13 protein-coding genes and 1 pseudogene are annotated in these 16317 nt (G+C 70.8%); 6 read left to right on the top strand and 8 right to left on the bottom strand.

What is annotated here, in order from left to right:
* Positions 1-11: 11 nt before the first annotated feature.
* Genes ABOD76_RS01525 through ABOD76_RS01515 form a run of 3 tightly spaced genes read right to left on the bottom strand, consistent with a single transcriptional unit; the run spans position 12 to position 1644 of the window.
* Positions 12-782, bottom strand: a complete 771-nt coding sequence (locus tag ABOD76_RS01525; RefSeq protein WP_350241484.1) for a transcriptional regulator — start codon at positions 780-782, stop codon at positions 12-14.
* On the bottom strand, positions 776-1045 hold the full coding sequence (locus tag ABOD76_RS01520) for a hypothetical protein (protein ID WP_350241482.1): 270 nt from the start codon (positions 1043-1045) through the stop codon (positions 776-778). Before ABOD76_RS01520 ends, ABOD76_RS01525 begins: the two co-directional genes overlap by 7 nt.
* A gap of 11 nt (positions 1046-1056) precedes the next feature.
* The gene (locus ABOD76_RS01515) at positions 1057-1644 is read right to left on the bottom strand and encodes an RNA polymerase sigma factor (RefSeq protein ID WP_380130035.1); all 588 of its coding nucleotides are present in this window, start codon (positions 1642-1644) and stop codon (positions 1057-1059) included.
* A gap of 1372 nt (positions 1645-3016) precedes the next feature.
* Here ABOD76_RS01515 and ABOD76_RS01510 point away from each other — a divergent pair.
* The 4 genes from ABOD76_RS01510 to ABOD76_RS01495 all read left to right on the top strand — a co-directional run bounded on the left by ABOD76_RS01510 (position 3017) and on the right by ABOD76_RS01495 (position 7140).
* Entirely contained in the window at positions 3017-3838 is an 822-nt protein-coding gene (locus tag ABOD76_RS01510) for an SDR family NAD(P)-dependent oxidoreductase (protein ID WP_350241478.1), read from the top strand.
* On the top strand, positions 3835-4956 hold the full coding sequence (locus ABOD76_RS01505; protein ID WP_350241476.1) for an NAD(P)/FAD-dependent oxidoreductase: 1122 nt from the start codon (positions 3835-3837) through the stop codon (positions 4954-4956). Before ABOD76_RS01510 ends, ABOD76_RS01505 begins: the two co-directional genes overlap by 4 nt.
* Positions 4957-5603: 647 nt before the next feature.
* Positions 5604-6686 (top strand): GGDEF domain-containing protein, encoded by a 1083-nt coding sequence (locus tag ABOD76_RS01500; protein ID WP_350241474.1) that lies wholly within the window; start codon positions 5604-5606, stop codon positions 6684-6686.
* Between the two features lie 328 nt (positions 6687-7014).
* On the top strand, positions 7015-7140 hold the full coding sequence (locus ABOD76_RS01495) for a hypothetical protein (protein WP_350241472.1): 126 nt from the start codon (positions 7015-7017) through the stop codon (positions 7138-7140).
* A 145-nt stretch (positions 7141-7285) separates the two neighbouring features.
* Here ABOD76_RS01495 and ABOD76_RS01490 read toward each other — a convergent pair whose 3' ends face one another.
* Positions 7286-8236, bottom strand: coding sequence for a glycoside hydrolase family 43 protein (locus ABOD76_RS01490; protein ID WP_350241470.1), 951 nt, complete (start codon positions 8234-8236; stop codon positions 7286-7288).
* A gap of 385 nt (positions 8237-8621) precedes the next feature.
* On the opposite strand from ABOD76_RS01490, the gene ABOD76_RS01485 reads away from it, so the two are divergent.
* The gene (locus ABOD76_RS01485) at positions 8622-9746 is read left to right on the top strand and encodes an NAD(P)-binding domain-containing protein (RefSeq protein ID WP_350241736.1); all 1125 of its coding nucleotides are present in this window, start codon (positions 8622-8624) and stop codon (positions 9744-9746) included.
* 262 nt (positions 9747-10008) lie between these two features.
* Here the strand turns inward: ABOD76_RS01485 and ABOD76_RS01480 are convergent, their stop codons facing one another.
* The 4 genes from ABOD76_RS01480 to ABOD76_RS01465 form a co-directional block, all read right to left on the bottom strand.
* Positions 10009-11352: an amidase gene (locus ABOD76_RS01480; protein WP_350241468.1), complete on the bottom strand. Its 1344-nt coding sequence runs from the start codon at positions 11350-11352 to the stop codon at positions 10009-10011.
* A complete protein-coding gene (locus ABOD76_RS01475; RefSeq protein ID WP_350241466.1) occupies positions 11345-11542 on the bottom strand; it encodes a hypothetical protein in 198 nt (65 codons plus the stop codon). The genes ABOD76_RS01480 and ABOD76_RS01475 overlap by 8 nt, the downstream gene beginning before the upstream one ends.
* A 615-nt stretch (positions 11543-12157) precedes the next feature.
* The gene (locus tag ABOD76_RS01470; protein WP_350241464.1) at positions 12158-13159 is read right to left on the bottom strand and encodes a GGDEF domain-containing protein; all 1002 of its coding nucleotides are present in this window, start codon (positions 13157-13159) and stop codon (positions 12158-12160) included.
* A 675-nt stretch (positions 13160-13834) separates the two neighbouring features.
* Positions 13835-14584 (bottom strand): tryptophan-rich sensory protein, encoded by a 750-nt coding sequence (locus ABOD76_RS01465; protein WP_350241462.1) that lies wholly within the window; start codon positions 14582-14584, stop codon positions 13835-13837.
* Between the two features lie 616 nt (positions 14585-15200).
* On the opposite strand from ABOD76_RS01465, the pseudogene ABOD76_RS01460 reads away from it, so the two are divergent.
* Positions 15201-16310, top strand: a pseudogene (locus ABOD76_RS01460) (flavin monoamine oxidase family protein).
* Positions 16311-16317: the final 7 nt, after the last annotated feature.

Below are 16317 nucleotides of genomic sequence, written 5' to 3'. Positions count from 1 at the left end.
AGGACGGGGCGTCAGGGCAGCGGGCGCACGAACGGTTCGAGCAGGGCCGGACGCAGCCGCCGCAGGTCCGTCAGCGCCCCGCTCAGGTCCCCCTGCGGGAGCGCGCCGACCAGCCAGACAAAGCGGCCATCCACCCTCCTGGACACCACGCCCGGCGCCGCCCGCACGCCGCTCGGGGCGATCACCAGCGCCAGCACGTTCACCCCATCGGAGAGCGTCACCGTCCAGCGGCCACCCTGGCGCGCCACCTCGACCGGCGTGAAGTCGTCCGGCAGCTGCAGGCCCGGCAGCGCCTGCAGCACGGCGGCGCGCAGGCCCGCAGGCGGGGACGGCAGCGGGCGGTGGACGGCCGCCAGGGTGGCGTTCACGTTGAGAAAGCTGGCCCGGCGCGCCAGTGCCCCGCCGGGTCGGCGCTCCTCGAACGCCAGCGGCACCTGCCAGGCCACGTCCACCCACACCGTCCAGCGGCTCGCCCCGGGATTGCCGGGCGTGAGGTCGTACCGCGTCGCGACTCGGCCGGCCACCTGCTCCTCGCCGGCCAGCACGACGCGGAAGTTCCGCCGCAGCAGTGCCGGGCGGAACGGCACGGCCGGGAGCTGCGCGGCGCGGCGGGTCGGCTCCGCCCGCGGCGGGAAGTTCACGGTGACGTCCACCTGGCCGCGCGCCGTGAAGGTCCGGGCGCGGTTCAGGGCCGTCCACAGGCCGTCCGCGGTGGCCCCGGCAGCCGCGTGGGCGCTGAGCAGAGCGAGCAGCGCCCAGGCCCGGGAGGCGCGCCCTACCACCCGGTCCCCAGCGCGCCCTGGTACGCCGCGTAGGCGGCGCTGCTGGGCAGGTCGGCCGGCGCCGAGGGTCGCAGGGCAATCACGCTGGCCACCGCCGCCGCGGCGAGCAGCACCGACAGCCCGCCGGCCCGCCGGCGCCGCGCCCGGGCGCGGTGGCCCGCCAGAAAGCGGTCTGCAGCGGTGAGATCCTCACGCCCCAGGGTCCGGGCACGGACGAACATGGCCTCGAGGTCGGCATCTGAACCCGGGTCGTGTGCGGTCATGGGCGGTCCGTTCATGGCGTGAACCCGGCGCGGGTGAGCCACGCGCGCAGCGCGGCGCGGCCCCGGTGGATGCGACTCTTGACGGTGCCCAGCTCCGCGCCGGTGACCCGGGCGATGTCCGCGTACTCCAGCCCCGCGACCTCCCGCAGGGTGACGGCCTCGCGCTGGTCCGGCGGCAGACTCTGGAGGGCGGCCGCCAGCTGCGCGCGCAGCTGCGCCTGCTCCCCAGCGCGGACCGGGTCATGGGACGCCGGCGACTCCGGCGCCTCATCCAGTGGGATGAACCGGCGCGCTTTCAGGGCCTGGCGGCAGGCGTTGAGGGTGATGCGGTGCAGCCACGTGCTGAACAGCGCGTCTCCCCGGAAGCGCCGCAGCCCCCGGTGCACCGAGATGAACACGTCCTGCACCACATCGTCCGCTGCGCCGGGACCCACCATGCTGGCGGCCAGCCGGTGCACAGCGGGCGCGTGGCGCCTCACCAGCACCTCGAACGCCCGGTCGTCGCGGACGGCCAGCCGCGCCAGGACCCGGTCCTCCAGGGTCGACAGCGGCGCCGGATGAGCCGGCCAGGCAGGAACGGAAGGGTCATTCAAGGTCACCTCATACCTTAGAGGGGCGCGGCGCGACAAAAGTTCCATGACGGGCCCGGCCCACAGGAGAGGCACCTCGAAGCGGGTCGGCGCTCCAGTTACCGCCGCTTCCACGGACCGGGACCGCTCCGCACCCAGGGGCGGCCAGCTCGCTCGGGCCCGTCAATCTCCTGATGCTCGCCCCGGAAACGCCGCGACCTCCGCAGCGCCAGTGTGGAAGCGCCGGGCCGCCTTAGCCTGCCGGGTCCCCCGCGCCGTCTCCACCTGACCGGGCCTGATCCTCCTGGCCCACACTCCCGCCCTGCAGGCACCCCAGCTCCGCTGGTCAAGTCCACGCTGGCGTGCACCGCCACAGCACGAACAGCGCGGTGGCCTGAGCACCGCCACTGGTGCCCCTGGCGTCACCTCCGCTGCTGACCAGCGAGAGGTCAGGTGCCGCATGGGCCCGTTGCTGTCGGTGCTGCAGACCATCCTGACGCCACAGAACGGCTGGTCGCTCGCGTTCCTGTTGCGGGTGGGCCTCTCCGTGGGACGCCGAGCGCCCCCATCAATGTCGGTGAAGCCGTGGAGGCCACCGGTACAGTTCTATGGGGGGCAAGAATGACGCGCGCCGGAGCGCAGTCGAGCGCGGCGTTCATCGCATCGAGGTCCCAGAGTCTGCCCGGTGTAAACCACGGTGTCTCCTGAACGCCATGCCTCCCCGGCTGTTCTGCTCGTGCGGCGGGTCACTCCGCGTCGGCGTGGCGCTTCCTGGCCCGGCGCCGCGCCGTACGGGTCTCGCGTGACCGCGCCGCTTCGACTGCAGGTTCTGGGGGCGTCCGGTGCCGGAATCACGGCGCTGGGGCGTCTCCGGGCCACCCGGTTCCTGCGGGAGCCGGTCGATACCGACGAGTTCCTGCGGGCACCCAGCGAGCCGCCCTCTCCCGTCAGGCGCGCGCCCCGCGCTGCTCCACGGCGACCTGTCCGGGCAGGAGCGCTGGGTGCTCAGCGGGCCGCGGTGCGGCTGGGGCGCTGCGCTGATTTCATGGTTCAACGCGGTCGTCTTCGTGACCCTGGCCGCCAACATCAGCGTGGAGCGCACCCGCCGACGCGGACGGGAGCGGTTCGGGGCGCGGCTCGATGAAGGCGGGCCGACGCACCAACAGCACCTGGACGTCATGGCCTGGTCCACCGGGTATGATCCCATGTCGACGGTCGCAACCGACTCCACCACGCAGCGTGGCGGGCGCAACGCTCCCGGCCGGTCATTCGGGTGGAACGCTCCGGCGCACCCGTGGACATGCCAGGTGGCCCCGCCGATTGAGGTGGTGCGCCCTCCTCTGATGGAGGGGAGCATCGGTCGTGACCTTCCGGCAGACCCTCACTTTTCAGGAGAACCCATATGAGTGCAGACATCCGCAGCAGGTTCACAGGCAAAGTGGTGCTCGTCACCGGGGCGGGCGGCGGCATCGGACGGGCGGTGGCGCTCAGGTTCGCCGCGGAGGGCGCCCGGGTCGCGGTCAACGACATCAACCAGCCGGCGGTTCAGGCGGTGGTGGACGAGATCACGGCGGCAGGCGGTGCCGCCCTGGCCACGCCGGCGGACGTCTCGGCGCGTGAGGCGGTCGAAGCGATGTTCGCCCGGGTGGAGGCGGAACTCGGGTATGTCGATGTGCTGTACAACAACGCGGGACTGATCGACACCACCCGGCACTTCCTGGAGGCCGACGAGGCGTGGTGGGACCGGATCATCGGCGTGAACCTCAAGAGCGTCTTTCTCTGCTCCCACCGGGCGGCGGGCGTGATGGCGCGGCGGCGCCGGGGGGTGATCATCAGCACCTCCTCGGGCGGCGCGACCCGCGCCCACCGGGGCAACGTCGCCTACGACGCGACCAAGGGCGGCATCGAGGCGATGACCCGGGCGATGGCCCTCGACCTCGCCCCTTACGGCGTGCGGGTCAACGGTGTGGTGCCGGGCTTCATCAACACCTACGGTCTGAGCGAGGCGCAGCTGCGCGAACGCGCGCAGACGGTGCCGCTGGGGCGCTACGGGGTGGCGGAGGACATGACCGGCGCGGCCCTGTTCCTCGCGTCGGACGACGCGGCGTACATCACCGGGCAGTTCATCTCGGTGGACGGCGGCGTGCTCGTGCAGCAGCGCTCGGCGAACGTGGACACCTTCCCGGTCGAGGGTTTCCCGGTGGTGGACGCCGACCTGGCGTGACGACCCTCACGGCCGACATCGTGGTGATCGGGGCCGGCATCATCGGCGCGGCGAGCGCCTGGCGGCTCTCCGAGCGCGGCCTGAAGGTGCTGCTGGTCGAACAGGACCGCCCGGCCAGCGGCTCGACCGGTAAGAGCGTGGCGGGCGTGCGTCATCAGTTCACCACCGAAGCGAACATCCTGCTGGCCCAGCACAGCATCGCCGAGTACGCGGCCATGCCCGAATCCGGCTACCGTCCGGAGGGCTACCTGATGCTGGTGCCGGACACCGAATGGGCCGCGCACCTGCAGGCCGTCGCGTTGCAGCACCGTCACGGCGTGCCCACCGAGGTGCTGACCCCAGCCGAAGGCCAGCGGCACGCGGCCTTCAGCCCAGAGGGGCTGGGCGGCTGCACCTACTGCGCCACCGACGGCGTGGTGGACGCCCACAGCCTGACGCACGGCTATGTCCGGCGGGCGCGGGCGCTGGGCGCGACCGTGCTGCTGGACAGCCGCGTGACGAGCATCGCCCGCCGCGGGCGGCAGTGGCACGTCCGCGTCCCCGCAGGTCAGTTCGAAGCGCCGCTGCTGCTGAATGCCGCCGGCGCGTGGTCCGGTGAACTCGGCCGGCTGGCCGGGCTGGACCTGCCCGTCTGGCCAGCCCGGCGGATGGTGTTCACCACCGGTCCGATGAACGTGCAGGCACGCCTGCCGATGATCTTCGACCTGCACAGCGGGGTGTACCTGCGGTCCGAAGGTGAACGGGTGATCTTCGGACGCTCGGATCCCAGCGACCGCGGCTGGCGCGAAGGCATGAACTGGGACTGGCTGGAACCCACCCTGAAGCTCGCCCTGGCACGCTTCCCCGTGCTGGAGCAGGCCACGCTCGATCAGCGGGCGAGCTGGTGGGGGTACTACGAACTCACCCCGGACCACGAGCCGATCATCGGCCCCCTGCCGGGGGCGGAGGGATGGATCAACGCCTGCGGCTTTTCCGGGCACGGGGTCATGCAGGCGGCCGCGATCGCGCGCGTCGCGGCGCAGCTGGCCGTGAACGACGTTCCCTTCCTTGACGTCACGCCCTTCCAGTACGAACGATTCGCGGGCGGACGGCATCTCAACCCCGACATTCAGCTGTGAACCGCTGACCGCGGTGCCCCGGTGGTGCCGTTGCAGGAGGGAGCGCCGACCTGACTTCCCCTCAACACCCGGGAGTCCACCGCGTCCTGACGGAAGGGCACCATCGCTCATGGGTGGCGGCGAGGAGCCACGGTTCGCCCCTCGCGAAGCGCGGCTCCGCCCGCGGGGTGCGCCACCGCCAGGACCTGCCCGGCCTCCACCCACCTGATCGGAGCGGACGCCGTCCGCGACGTGCTGTGGTGCCGCGTGCCCTCGGGCCGGCCAGGCGAGGTGAACACCCCCGTGGACGCTCCACGCACCACGCCGACCGCGCCGGGACGGCCCACCGCCCGTCTGGACGGACCCGTACGAGGTCAGGCGTCCAGCGCCCTCTCCGCTGGTCGACGCGCTCCGGGTCGGCGCCACCTCGCACTCACCGTTCAGGGCGGGCGCCTGCTGACCCTGCTGGCCACACGAGCCCCGCCGGAACCTCGCGAGTCCGCCGTCCGCGGGCGGGGCAGCGGGTTTTCGTGCGTGGCCACCCACCGCCCTGGTGTTCAGAGGTGCCGCAGCGGGCGACGTCCTCGCGGACGAGGTGGTCTTTGCATGCCTTTAGCATCACGCGCGGAGAGGCTTCTGTCAGGCTCACTGCGCTACGGTGACCTTCCGTGCTGGCCGCTCTGCTCGACCCTCCTCCTGCTTCTGTCCACGAACAGCAGTTTCGGCGGCAGGCGCTGCTGACGATCATCAGCATTTCCCTGCTCACGTCGATCTTCGCGCTGGTGGTGGGCTTTCCGCTGCACTGGACTATGGGGGTTCAGGTCGGGCTGGCGGTGCTGATCCTCAAAAATGTGCTGTTCCTGATGTGGATCAGGGCGTGGCCTCAGCACGCGCCAGTGATCGGCACGCTGTATTTCGCGATTCTGGCCGGCACCGGCGTCTACAAGGTCGCGCAGGCGGTCCTGGTGGAGCAGGTCGTGAACGGCCTGGGCATCTACTCCTACTGGCTGCCGCTCGCGTATGTGGTGGCCTTCCTGGTGTTCCGTGCGTCCGCGGCGCTGGCGGCGTCGGTCAGTCTCCTGGCAGCCCTGACCGTCACCGTCCTGGCGTACATCGTGATGGGGTCCGGGGGATCGGATGCCGAACGCGGGCATACGGTGCTGCTGGTGCAGCTGCTGCTGTCCCACGTCACCTTCATCAGCTTCCTCGCGCTGTTCAGCGTTCTGCAGGGCCGCTATGTCAGCAGCATCGCCCGGGCCGAGAGCGAAGCCCAGGCGGCGTACCTCGATGTTCTGACCGGCCTGCCCAATCGCCGGCAGCTGATGCTGTGGCTCGCCTCCGCGCTCAGTCGGGCCGAGGAACGGCAGGAGCCGTTGAGTGTGATCCTGTTCGATCTCGACCACTTCAAGCTGGTGAACGACACGTACGGCCACGAGTACGGCGACGTGGTGCTGCAGCGCACCGGGGCGGCCGTGCGGGACACGCTGCGGCGCGGCAGCCTGGTTGGCCGCTGGGGCGGCGAGGAGTTTCTGGTGGTGGTCCCGTCCACCACCGTGGACGAAGCGCGGACCATGGCCGAGCGCCTCCGGTTGAGCATCGCCGGCATCAGCGATGAGCGCCACGCCGTCACGGTCAGTCTGGGCGTCGCGCAGGTGCGGACCGGCGAGTCGCTCCAGGGCTTCCTGAAACGCGCCGATGAAGCGCTCTATGCGGCAAAGCATGCGGGCCGCAACCAGGTGAAGGCCGCCTGACGGCCCGGGTCGTCGCGGCGAGGCAGGGCCGGGACCCTCACGAGCCCGGCCCTCGCGCGTTGAGCACAGGTCAGGGTGCTGCAGAGTCCTCCCTGGGGCCGGAGTGTGAGGCTCGCTGATGAGCTCGTTTCCTCCGCCGCTCATTGGGCCGGCGCGCTTGAGACTCAGGCGGTCCGGCCCGGGAAGCACACAGCGGGCGCTGGAAACCGCCACCAGCGCCCGCTGGTCTTGGAAGTCCAGCATCGTTGCGGTGACGCTGGGGGCGGACGTCCTGATCGCACCCTTCTGGAAAGCGCTCTACGTGGTCATGGCGCGCTCCACCGCACCCATGCAACGTCCTTCCGCCGGCCGCTTCGTGGTGCCGCTCATCGACTCGCCACCTCGACCGGCGGGCGCGGTGGCCAGCAGCGTCAGCACCGCCGACCCCCGCACACGCGCCCGGCGGTCAACGTGAGACCGGTCGTCACACGCGCAGTTCGCACCCCTCCGGTCGGCCAGATCGTCCCTGGAGCCGGCCAGGAAAAGACGCTGCGGCACCTAGGGATCTCTCCGGAACGCTCACGATCTCCACACGCGGCAGACCCGCGCCGCCCCCGTGGTCAGCCGGCGGTGGCGGGGTGGGCCGGCACGCCGTGGTGGGTCAGCGTCACCGGCGCGATGCTGCCATCGTCACGGAACACCAGCCGGTCGATGCACGTCACCCGGTGGTGCATGTTCGTCTCGCCCAGCGGCCGCCGGTGATAACAGATCACCCATTCGTCCTCCGTCCCGGGCAGCCGCAGCACCGAGTGGTGCCCCGCCCCCAGGGCGACGTCCGGATGGTTCTCCAGGATCCGCCCGCCGTACGTGAACGGCCCGAGGGGACTGTCCGACACCCCGTACGCGGCCAGGTACGTGCTGTCCGCCCAGTCGCCTTCGCTCCACATCAGGTAGTACACCCCGCGCCGCTTCACCATGAACGGCGCCTCCACGTAACCGGGGCTGGGCGTGATCTCGCGCGGCGCCCGGTGCACGGCGCACATGGTGGGCGTCAGCGGCGCCACCACACAATGGCCGTGACCGCCGTAGTACAGGTACGCCTGGTGGTCATCGTCCACGAAGCAGTGCGCGTCGATCGGCTGGGCGCCATGCAGGTAGTCACGGATCAGCGGCAGCCCGATCGCGTCCCGGAACGGACCGCTGGGCGAGTCCGACACGGCCACGCCGATGCCCGCGCCGTCACCGGCGGAGAAATAGAAGTAGAACTTTCCGTCCCTGGGGGATTGGGCGCAGGACGGCGCCCAGGCGGCGTAGTTGGTGCTCCACGGCACGTCGCGGAAGTCGAGGATGGTGCCGTGGTTGACCCAGTCGGTCAGGTTGGCGCTGGACCAGCACTCGAAGGACGCCTGGCGCGTGAAGTCCGCCGACCCGGTCGGATAGATGTAATAGCGCCTCTCGCCGTCCGGGCCGGAGAACACATGCAGCTCCGGGTCGGCGTACCAGCCGGGAAACACCGGGTTGCCACTGGTGAGGGCCGCGCCGCCGGCAGGCTGGCTGTGTGGATCAGTCATGGTCGCTCCTGTGATGTTCAAGCATCGTGCAGTGGAAGAAGAACCGTAATCTGCAGGCCAGAGTGGGTGTCTGCCGCTCCTGCATCGGTCCGGTCGTCAGCCGCAGGAGGAGCGGGGTCAGGTCCACCACGTGGCTCAGTATGGCCGAGTCTCCGGGTCTGACGGCACGCGCTCCCCGTGCCTGACCTGAACCGGGCCTTGCCAAGGTGTCGCCACCCGCGCCGTATGCCAATCCGGCTGGTCAAGCTCACCTGAACGTCCCGCGACCGCATCCACAGTCCATCGTGCCTGCCCGCGACGTGCACACTCTACGGTTCAAGATGACCTGACCGTCTACCCCAGCCTGCCCCTGACCCCGTACCCTGATCGCTGGTGACCCTGCATGATGCCCGACCTGCCTGACCCGCCCTCCAGACTGGCGCCTCCCGGCGTGGCGCTGAAAACCGACATCGTCGTGATCGGGGGCGGCCAGGCGGGGCTGTCCGCGGCCTACCACCTCAAGCGGGCCGGCCTGGAAGGCCGCACGGGCTTTGTCCTGCTGGATGCCGCTTCGGCCCCTGGGGGCGCGTGGCAGTTTCGCTGGCCCACCCTGACGCTGAGCACCGTCAACCGCATTCATGACCTGCCGGGTCTGCCGTTCTCGGACGTGGTGGCGCCCGGCGAGACGCACGTGCAGGCCAGGGTCGCCGTCCCACGGTATTTCGCGGCGTACGAGCGAACCTTCGACCTTCCGGTGCTGCGGCCGGTCCGGGTCACGCTGGTGACGCGGCACGGCGGGCGCTTCAAGGTGGAGACCGACCGGGGGGACTTCTCCGCCCGGGGCCTGATCAACGCCACCGGCACCTGGGAAACCCCGTACATCCCCACTTATCCTGGGATGGAGCGCTTCCGCGGTCAGCAGCTGCACACCCGGGACTACCACTCGGCCCAGGCGTTCGCCGGCCGGCACGTCGTGGTGGTGGGTGGCGGCATCTCCGCCCTGCAGCTGCTCGACGAGGTTTCACAGGTCACCACCACCACCTGGGTAACGCGCCGGCCCCCGGTGTTCCGCGAGGGGCCGTTTGACGCGCAGGCGGGGCATGCGGCCGTGGCCCTGGTGGAAGACCGGGTCCGGCGTGGCCTCCCCCCGGCCTCGGTGGTGTCGGTCACCGGGCTCCCCGTCACGCCGGCCGTGGACGCGATGCGGGCGCGGGGGGTGCTGCGGGCGCGGCCGATGTTCAGCGACATTGTCGAGGATGGCGTCCGCTGGGCGGACGGGACGCGGCTCCACGCGGACGTGATCCTCTGGTGCACCGGCTTTCGCAGTTCCCTGGATCACCTGGCCCCGCTGATGCTGCGCGAGCCGGACGCCGCGGGCGGCATCGTGATGACCGGGCGTCTGGCCACGCAGGTGGCGAAGGACCCCCGCGTCCATCTGGTCGGGTATGGCCCGTCCGCCTCCACCATCGGCGCCAACCGGGCGGGCCGCGCGGCCGTGAGCGAACTGCTGGCGACCCTGCGGGCCGGATGACGCGACAGGCCACGGGCAGGCGCGAAGACCATCCGGCGCCAGCGCGGTCCGGCCCAGCCGGGTGCCCGGTCCTCCCCCTCCGGAGGCGGCGGGGATGAGCTGCTGGCCCGAGGTGTTGGGCGCGGACTTCAGCGGGAGCCGAACGGGCGGAACAGTCGGCCAGGGACGCCGTGCCCGGAGCGAGCGGTGTGGGCCGCTGGCAGCCCGATCCGGCCGGGGACGCCGTCCGGGCCGGCCTTCTCTCCCCGCACGTCGTGGCGCCTCAGGCCAGTGAGGGGTGGCGGCGGGCATGCGGAAGCAGCCCTTCCAGGGCCGCACCGATCGCGAGGCACCGATGGTCGGTCATGGGTGGGGTCACCACCTGCAGGCCCACCGGGAGACCATCCGCGTCGAAGCCGACGTTCACGGTGAGGGCGGGCAGGCCGGTGAGGTTGTGCGGGCCGGTCCGGAGGCCCTCCAGCGCGCCCTGGGTTCCCGTGAGGTCCGGATCGCGCTCCGGCGCCACGAAGGCCACCGTCGGCGAGAGCAGCGCGTCCACCCGCTCCAGCTGCGTCAGGAACTGCCGGGTCAGGTGACGGCGGTACTGCTGGGCCCGCACGTGCGTGACGGCCGGAATGGCGAAGCCCAGCTGCAGCTGCTGGCGCGTCACCGCGGCATACTCGGCCGGCCGCTCCGCGATCCAGCGGGCGTGAACGGCGCTGGCCTCCGGAAGCAGCACGTTCAGCAGCGCCGCGTCGGCCAGCTCGAGTTCCGGCACCTCCACGTCGTGCAGCTCGGCGCCCGCCGCCTGCAGGGCCTGGCACGCCGCCGCAAACAACGCGCTCACGTCCGGCTCGACCCCGGGCCCACTCGCCTGCATCACGCCGAAGCGCAGGCCGCGCAGCTGGGCGGACGCCGGGTGCCGCTGGCCGGTCATGGCGTCCAGCATCAGCGCGGCGTCGGCACTGCTGCGCGCCAGCGGGCCGGCGTGATCGAGCGACCACGAGAGCGGGAACACGCCCGTGAGGTCCACCAGGCCATACGTGGGTTTCAGGCCCGCCAGCCCGCAGTAGCTGGCGGGAATGCGGATGGACCCGCCGGTGTCGGTGCCGACCGCCGCGAAGCACAGGCCGGCCGCCACCGCCGCCGCCGAACCGCCACTGGACGCCCCGGCTGTGCGGGCCGGGGCCCACGGGTTATTGGTCTGCCCGTGGTCCGGGTGCGGCACGCCCATGGCGAACTCCGACATGTTGGTCTTGCCGAGCGTGACCGCGCCGGCCGCCGACAGCCGCCGCACGAGCGCGGCGTCGCGTGGCGGCACGTGGTCGCGCAGGATCCGGGACGCGCAGGTGGTCCGGATGCCGGCGGTCTCGACCAGGTCCTTGAGCGCGACCGGGATGCCGTGCAGCGGTCCGCGGTCCACTCCCGCGTGCAGGTCGTCCTCGGCCTGACGGGCCTGCCGGAGGGCCTGCTCGGCCGTCACGGTGATGAAGGCGTTGAGGGTGGTGTCCAGCGCGGCGATTCGCTCCAGGCACGAGCGGGTGAGTTCGACGGGCGACAGCGCACGCGACCGGTACAGCGCGCCGATGTCCGCGATGCTCGCGAAGTGCAGGGCCGGCTCACTCATGGGACGCCTGCGGCCAGGTGGATCCCACGGCACTGAGCGTGCCCAGATCCAGCCGGGCAACCTGCCGGTCGCCCACCAGCAGCGGCTGGAGCAACGGGGTGAGTTCTGCGGCCTGGTCGAGCGTCAGGTCCAGGCCAGCCAGGCGAGCCAGCGCCTGCACCAACGCGGGGGGAAGCGGGGACACGGTCATGGTGCTGTGCAGTGTACCCGCGGCAGCGGCGCGGGAAGCCAGATCCACGCGCGCAAGAAGCAGGGAAAGGGGACCGGCCACGCCAGGACGAACCGACCAGCCTGCGCGGCTGGCGTCGTCCGCGCCAGGCCAGGAAGGCCAGGACGGAACGTCAGTTCCCACCGTGGTCGGGTCAATGTGCACGATGCCGGACGCCCTGCCGCTCCTTGAGGGGTGGAACCTGAGTGCTGAACGGGATCGGCACGCCATCTTCCAGGCGGAGCACTCCAGTGAGGTCGCGTTGGGACAGCCTGAGCACGGCGTTCAGGTGCGTCCTCATCTCTTCTCGACACAACGGGTCCACGTCGCCGAGAGCGGTGAGGCTCGACCCTGCGCCGGCACGCCACCGTGCTCTGATTCGAAGGTACGGTGGGGAGTCGCGTCAGGGAGTCAAACCTTGTCGGATCGGGTGAACCTAGGGCGTCTGGACCCACAGCGACGATGACCGTTCCCGCGCCCTCCTGAGCTGAGTTTCTGGACCCCTCGCCAGGTCCTCGGTGTGGTTCGGCGGATTGACCGGGAGGTGGAAGCTCGGGCCAGGATTCCCGTTGTTGACCTCGGGACGCCGGCCCCCGCTCACGGCCGCGCTTGACGGGCAGCACCTTTGGCCCGGTACATCTGCTCATCAGCTCGCCTCAGCAGGTCTCGCGCACTCGTGCCGTCCCTGGGGTAGATGCTCGCGCCGATGCTCGCTTCGATCGTCAGCTGCAGGCCCTCGTGCGTCTCGGGCACCGCGAGGGCCTGGCGGATGCGCTCGATCGCGGCGCGCGCCCCCTGCTCGGGGTGCCGGTCACCGAGGATCACGACGAACTCGTCGCCGCTGATGCGGGCCAGCACGTCGGCCTGCCCCACCGCGCCGCCCAGGCGACGCGCGACCGCCTGGAGGAGCGCGTCGCCCACGGCGTGCCCGTGCGTGTCGTTCACCTGCTTGAAGTGGTCGAGGTCGATGAAGAGCAGGGCGAAGGGCAGGCCGTGACGCTCCCCACGCGCCACGGCCTCTTCGAGCCGTTCCTCCAGGGCGCGTCGGTTGGGCAGCTGCGTGAGGGGGTCGGTCAGCGCATACTGCGCGAGCGCCTCGAGCATGCTGCGGGCGGCGACGTCGCGTTCAAACAGCTGCGCGAACGCGTACAGCGCGCTGACGTCAAGCACGCTCATGCCCAGAAACGCGAGGATCAAGCGCGTTTCCGCGAACGGCAGCACGACGTGGCCCACCAGGAGGGCGGCGATGACCAGCAGCGTGATCATCCCCAGGAACACCCCCGAAGCGAGCGCGCCGCCCCGCTTGCCGAGCACCAGAAAGGCGAACAGGTACACGGCGTGCCCGGTCAGCGCGAAGTCACGCAGCGCGTCCGGCGTGGGCGCGATGAACAGGGCCGAGCCAAACGCATACGCGTAGAGGGCCGCGACAATCGCGGTGGCCCACAGGCCGATGTGGCGCACGAAGGGTGGATGCAGCGCGAGCGCGGCCGTCAAGGCCGTCCAGAGCACCCCGGCGGCCAGTGAGGCGGCGTGCACATCACGCGGCTGGTCGAGCACGATCAGGACGAGCACCCAGGCGGCCGCGCCGCCAACGGTCATCGCGACGAGGTACAGGTGGCGTTTCCTGGCGTCCCATTCGCTGAGTGGACCGGGCGCGGACGGGCCCCCCAGGGCCCGCGTTCCCGGCACGGTCGGGCCACGCCATGAGCGACGGCTCATCCGGAGACGCTGCACGCAGGGTGGCGGTGATGTCGAGGGCGCCCGCGGGCCGTGTCTGGCCACCCGAGTGAGGCGGGGTGAGGGCATGGCGATGGTCGCCGCAGGAGAGCGGGAGAGCGACCGGGCGCTCGACGCCCGGTGAGCGGCGCAGAAACGGTCGACTGAGCGTTGGATCGCCACCCGCCTGACCAGCCGCATGGTGAGCTGGTCCCGCAGCCGAACCCGCTGCTCATGGTGGGGAGGAGCAGGGTGAAGGGGGCGGGCAAGCATTCAGTCATACGACGTTGAAGGTCCTGACCTCAGCATGACGTCCAGTGACTCACAAGCTTCTTGCACCGGGAGTGGCCGAAGGTCGGTGCAACATGAACTTGAGGAGATGAAAGTGGGTTCAGAGGTGGAGTCTGCCCTGTCAAACCATCTCCTGTTTCACGTCCTCATCACTGCGTTCACGTCCGCCATGCCAGGTTGGCCGGCACGCACGCAGGCCAACCTGGTTGAGCGGGTCCGGTTCTCGCGGATTGGAGGGGTGACCTCCCGGCGTGTGGCCGAATCAGATCATGAGCGGAGTGGGCGTCTCACGCTGGTGACGGCACCGGCAAGCAGCACGAGGGCGCCGATCAGCACGCCAACGGCGACTGGAGTCGTCTCGGGACGGGCCAGGTACACGCCGGAGAAGGCCCACAGCATCACGCCCATCACGGCGTAATCGCGGTTCACGCGAAGCAGGAACGCACCAATCAGCGCCGCGACGATCACCAGAGCAGCGGACCAGTAGGGCGCGCTCAGACCGGCGAGATCCGCTGTGACGCCTCGGCTGACCAGCCAGGCGGTGATGTTGGCGATGGTCGCCACGGCGATCCAGCCCAGATACAGGCTGGTGGGCACCCCCAACGTCCAGACCTCCGTCCGGGTCAGGTGGAGGTGGTGGAGGCGGATGTACAGCCAGATGAGGGTGGCCAGCAGGGCCAACATCACCACGACGCTCAGGCCGAAACGGAGGCTCTGGAACGCGAGGAGCCAGCCGACGTTCAGGAGGTTGGCGAGCAGAAACGGCCAGAACAGGGCGTCGTAGCGCGCTCCTCGTCGGCTGGGCGTCGCCTGATCGACCGCGAAGACCAGAAGGCCCAGGAAGATGACGCCCCAGATCGCGAAGGTGGACCCTGCAGGCGTGAAGGCATTGGGCAGTCGGTCCGAGATGGCCTTGTTGCTGTTGCCGAACAGGGGGAGGGCGTTGGAGAGGTAATTCATCACCAGGGTCAGGAGGGTGGCCAGGAGCAGCGTGATCTGCCGGGGGAGTCCTGTCATGCGCTTACCTTAAATCCGGTTCACGTGCCCGAACTATTCGATAAGCGACCAAGTTGCAGGGCACCACCGCATCACCTTCGGGAGGACTCGACCGCTGTGCACGCCCTGAAGAGAACGCGAGGCATGTTCTTGCCCAGTCGAATCGTGAAGCGGAACGGGAAGGCGGAGGTGGAATGGAGCGTCCCTTGGCTTGGACTGCACGCGTCCATCGCCTGGACAAAGGCCTCAAACGCCGCCTCACCCAGTCGGCCTGTTGAGGTTCTGACCGCTCGGACGTGTCCTGAAGCGGCCCTGAGGGACAGCGCGACCCTGCCGATCATCAGAAGTCCTGCCCGGGTGGGGTGGAGGGTGATGAACGCGCAGCTTCTGACCGCCAGGGCCGGGAGAGTCAGGAGGGAGCGCTTGCCCAACAGCGCGGTGCGGGTGCACCGGGCCGTGGTCGCCCACCGCGCGCCACGAGGAGCCCGCCGGATGTCCTGGAGCGCCGGCGGGGCCGGGCACGGGGGCGACCAACCCTGGCGGCGGCTCCCTCCAGACCCGAGGCATCTCCGCCGTTCGGCCGAGCGCACGCCGCGCTCCTCATCCTGAGAACCACAGCCTCTGTCATCGTCGTCCCATGGTTTCTGAAGGACCCGAGGACGTGATCATCGTGGGTGCCGGACTGTCCGGCCTGCTGGCCGCGGACCTGCTCACCCGCGCCAACCTGAAGGTCCTGGTGATCGAAGCCCGCGACCGGGTGGGCGGCCGCACCCTGTCCGTCCCGCTTCCCGCCGGCGGGCGCACGTGGAGTGACCTGGGCGGTGCGTGGACCCGACCGCATCACACCGAGGCGCGGCACCTGGCGCAGGAGCTCGGCGTGTCACGCTTCGATCAGTACGTGGAAGGCGACGGCCTGCTCGACCTGGGCGCCGAGGGCCACCAGCGGCTCGCGGACCCCTCACCCATGACCGGGGCGGCCCGGTTTCACAGGGGCGCTCAGGCCCTGAGCCACCAGCTCGCCGCGCGCCTGCCTGAGGGCAGCGTCGCGCTGAACGCCACGGTCACGACCATCGAAGTGACCGACGACGGCGTGGACGTGCAGGTGCAGCGTCCAGGCCAGGAGCAGGATCGCCAGCGCTTCACGGCCCGGGCGGTCATCGTGGCCCTCCCGCCCCGCCTGACGGCCGGCACGCTGACCTTCGTGCCAGCGTTGCCGCCCGCGGTCCGGGAGGTGCTGCTCAGCATGCCCACCTGGATGGGCCACGCCGCCAAGGTGTTCGTGCAGTACCCGCGCGCGTTCTGGCGGGACCAGCAGCTCTCGGGATTCGCGGTGAGTCGGGACGGGCCGCTTGAGGAGATTCATGACGTCTCCTCGCCCGACCAGCACTTCACGGCGCTGTTCGGCTTCCTCGCCAGCGGCGGGCCGTAGCGGGCGATGCCGGCGGAGCAGCGGCAACAGGCGGTGCTCAACCACCTCGCCCGCCTGTTCGGCCCCCAGGCCCTGGCGTGCGTCTCGTACCACGAAATGGACTGGGTGCGGGAACCGTTCACCAGCAGCGCGGAGGACGCGGTCCCCACGCCGGCCGACTTCCCGTATGGCCACGCGCTGTTCGAGCAGCCGGCGTTCGGGGGCCGGGTGTTCTGGGCCGGCACAGAAACGTCGTCCACCGACGGGGGCATGCTGGAGGGCGCCGTCCGTGCCGCGCAGCGTGCGGCCCGCCTGGTTCACGAGCACCTGGGACGCTGAGCGTGAC

The sequence above is a fragment of the Deinococcus sonorensis KR-87 genome, from assembly GCF_040256395.1.
GTDB lineage: Bacteria > Deinococcota > Deinococci > Deinococcales > Deinococcaceae > Deinococcus > Deinococcus sonorensis.
Note: the sequence above shows the minus strand (reverse complement) of the source record. Positions and strands in the feature narration are given on the sequence as shown.

Bases quoted from the DNA above. Each gene is read 5' to 3' on its own strand.
- ABOD76_RS01465 (WP_350241462.1), bottom strand. From the start codon at position 14,584: ATGACAGGACTCCCCCGGCAGATCACGCTGCTCCTGGCCACCCTCCTG.
- ABOD76_RS01485 (WP_350241736.1), top strand. From the start codon at position 8,622: ATGCCCGACCTGCCTGACCCGCCCTCCAGACTGGCGCCTCCCGGCGTG.
- ABOD76_RS01480 (WP_350241468.1), bottom strand. From the start codon at position 11,352: ATGAGTGAGCCGGCCCTGCACTTCGCGAGCATCGCGGACATCGGCGCG.
- ABOD76_RS01490 (WP_350241470.1), bottom strand. From the start codon at position 8,236: ATGACTGATCCACACAGCCAGCCTGCCGGCGGCGCGGCCCTCACCAGT.
- ABOD76_RS01520 (WP_350241482.1), bottom strand. From the start codon at position 1,045: ATGACCGCACACGACCCGGGTTCAGATGCCGACCTCGAGGCCATGTTC.
- ABOD76_RS01510 (WP_350241478.1), top strand. From the start codon at position 3,017: ATGAGTGCAGACATCCGCAGCAGGTTCACAGGCAAAGTGGTGCTCGTC.
- ABOD76_RS01495 (WP_350241472.1), top strand. From the start codon at position 7,015: ATGCAACGTCCTTCCGCCGGCCGCTTCGTGGTGCCGCTCATCGACTCG.
- ABOD76_RS01475 (WP_350241466.1), bottom strand. From the start codon at position 11,542: ATGACCGTGTCCCCGCTTCCCCCCGCGTTGGTGCAGGCGCTGGCTCGC.
- ABOD76_RS01470 (WP_350241464.1), bottom strand. From the start codon at position 13,159: ATGACCGTTGGCGGCGCGGCCGCCTGGGTGCTCGTCCTGATCGTGCTC.